A 2,935-nucleotide genomic window follows, 5' to 3' on the forward strand; every position below is an offset into this window, starting at 1 on the left:
ATCAATTGATGCGTGTTATTCTATTGGAACAGGTATATAGGTCATTTAAAATATTAAATAATGAGACATACCATAAGTAATCAAAAAGCGGTAAGTGTTTCATAAAACGTAGTAAAAAGGATAAAAATGGAGCAAGCTTACTATAATATCATATAATAAAAGAATAAAGCTAAAAAACGAATTTGCAGATATAGCAAATTAATGCTAAACTTGCGAAAAAGCATCGCGGAGTGGAGTGACCAGGTAGCTTGTGAAGTTTACAACTCGAAAGTCGAGGTTTGAGGTTTTTGTCTCTGCGGCCCAAATTGTCAAGGAATTTAGAGTTTCTTTAAGGAGATGGTGCCATGTAGCATAGGTTCAGGTGTGTTGGTTATGATAGCTGGGTAATTAGTCTAATGGGCAAGATTTTTGTTTTTATGTGTTGTCATACTTTTGGAGGATATCATTTTCAACAACAATTCATACTAGACGATCTGTCTAGGAAGATACTCAGAGAGAATATTATGTTGTACCTGTATATTAATATGACATAGGGTATTTTTCTTAAGGAGTGTACAGGTAAAATGGTAAACAAGATTTGGGGGAATTTTAATTGGAAAGAATAGTTATAACGGGGGGAAAACCTCTAAAGGGAGAAGTTGTAGTAAGTGGAGCCAAAAATGCTGCAGTAGCAATACTTCCAGCTGCGTTGATGATAGATGGTTTATGTAAGATAGATAACGTACCTGATATAAAGGATATTAGAATTTTAAAGAAAGTAATGGAAGATCTAGGGGCAGAGATTACTTATGACGACAGGAACGAGGTGTGTTTTGATTGTAGGCACATAAAAAGTTTTGAAGCCATATCAGATGATGTAAGTAAGCTTAGGGCGTCTTACTATTTTTTAGGTGCGATGTTAGGTAGGTTTAAAAAAGCAAAAGTAAGATTTCCGGGAGGATGTAATTTTGGTACAAGGCCAATAGATCAGCATATAAAGGGATTTGAGGCATTAGGTGCAAGAGTGTACGTTGAGGGTGATATTATAAGTGTTGAAGCGAATCGGTTAGTTGGTACACAAATTTTCCTAGATGTGGTTAGTGTGGGAGCAACAATCAATATAATGCTTTCGGCTGTTTGTGCAGAGGGCATAACGACGATAGAAAACGCTGCAAAGGAACCGCATGTAGTGGATGTAGCGAATTTTTTGAATGTCATGGGTGCGGATATAAAGGGTGCCGGAACAGGTAGAATAAGAATAAAGGGTGTAGAAAAACTTATTGGTAATGCTACACACAGCATAATTCCAGATATGATAGAAGCTGGTACATACATGTTGGCCGGTGCAGTAACTAAAGGGGATGTTGTAGTGCGTAATATAGTACCAAAGCATCTAGAGTCATTAACGGCAAAACTTGCAGAGATGAACATGGACGTAGAGGAAGGTATAGATTATATCAGAATAAAAGGACAGGACGAAGTGAAACCTATTAATATAAAGACCAGTCCATATCCAGGATTCCCCACAGACTTGCATCCACAAATGAGCGTATTTTTAACGTTTGCAAATGGCAAAAGTAAGATAACAGAAGGGATATGGGAACTTAGATTCCAGTATGTAGATGAGTTAAAGAAGATGGGAGCATATATAAATTTAGAGAATAGTACAGCTACCATAAAAGGCGGGACTAAGCTGCATGGCGAGAAAGTTTTTGCAAGTGACATAAGAGCAGGGGCAGCGCTGGTGTTAGCTGGATTGGCAGCAGATGGAGTTACTGAGGTTTATAATGTCAAATACATAGACCGAGGATATGAAAGATTGGAAGAGAAGTTGGCTGATTTAGGAGCAGAGATAAAAAGGGTGGTAGACTAAATCAAAGTGGGTAGTAGGTACCTTAGTTGTGAATTAACCTATACAAAGAATTTATTTTTAATCGAGATTGTGTTAACACTAAGTAGGATGAAGAGATATAGACTACTATTTGCTGATATTAACCGCATTTTTATATAAGGAGTACAGGAGCGAGTGACATAAAAGGACAGCTTGTATTGTGTTATGAATGATAGCCAACCTTTTGTGTATTGTGGTAAGAGGAAGCTTTCGCCTCAATATCTCAAATTTTATAAAAAAATTTGAGATATTGGTGGGAGAGAATGAGTACAATAATAGTTAAGAGTACAAAAGGTATGAGTGTTTTTTTACTTTTTGTATGTTGTTTTGTAATATTACGTAAAAGGAAGAAAAATGAATATATTTAGAGGGAATTAGGCATAATATTAAATAATAATGAGATAAAGCTCCAAAATGAATTTGCACAAAAAACAAATTAATGCTAGACTTATAGGGTAGCAAAAAAACGTCGCGGGGTGGAGCAGACAGGTAGCTCGTCGGGCTCATAACCCGAAGGTCGTAGGTTCAAATCCTGCCCCCGCAACCAAGGTTATCAAGGGATCCGATGGGTTCCTTGATTTTTTTGTGTAGGGGAAAAGTGGCGAAAGATCGGCGGAAGTTGTTGGGAACTTAGTGATAAGGGTGAAATATTTAATACATAAACGTATGGAACATGTAAAGATGAAGAAGTTATTAAAGAAAATTCGTTAAGAACAGAAAAATCTTCTTTAAATTTAGAAGATTTAAAAGCTTTAGAAGGAGATTATGTTACTGTAATTAATGTAAGTTGTGAGTATACCTAAATATGATATATTTGTATATCCTGAGTTTATAAGTTAAAGAAAGGGATTAGATATACTACAAAAAGCGGAATTAGTTGTGAAAAAAGATGATTGTTATACTATTCCTAAAGCATTGAAGTTTACTAATCAAACAACGGTTGGAGCAGTAAAAAAGCAAGAAGAAAGAAAAAGAAAGGCAGACAATTGTCTAACAGATATAGAAAAAGATGAAGAAAAAGAAAAAAGAAATAAGAAAAGAGAGGAAGAGGGAGAGAGAGATATA

General features: G+C 35.7%; 3 protein-coding genes and 1 tRNA gene. All 4 read left to right on the forward strand.

From position 1 onward, the window contains the following. On the forward strand, window positions 1–80 hold an 80-nt coding region (locus tag J6Y29_00005), incomplete at its 5' end, for a 23S rRNA (pseudouridine(1915)-N(3))-methyltransferase RlmH (protein MBP5426278.1). A 512-nt stretch (window positions 81–592) separates the two neighbouring features. Then, window positions 593–1,852: a UDP-N-acetylglucosamine 1-carboxyvinyltransferase gene (locus tag J6Y29_00010; GenBank protein MBP5426279.1), complete on the forward strand. Its 1,260-nt coding sequence runs from the start codon at window positions 593–595 to the stop codon at window positions 1,850–1,852. A 488-nt stretch (window positions 1,853–2,340) separates the two neighbouring features. Beyond that, a tRNA-Met gene (locus J6Y29_00015) sits at window positions 2,341–2,417 on the forward strand. Window positions 2,418–2,749: 332 nt separating this feature from the next. Beyond that, the coding region (locus J6Y29_00020; protein ID MBP5426280.1) for a hypothetical protein at window positions 2,750–2,935 on the forward strand (186 nt) is incomplete at its 3' end.

This window comes from Clostridiales bacterium, from assembly GCA_017961515.1.
GTDB lineage: Bacteria > Bacillota > Clostridia > Acetivibrionales > RGIG10202 > RGIG10202.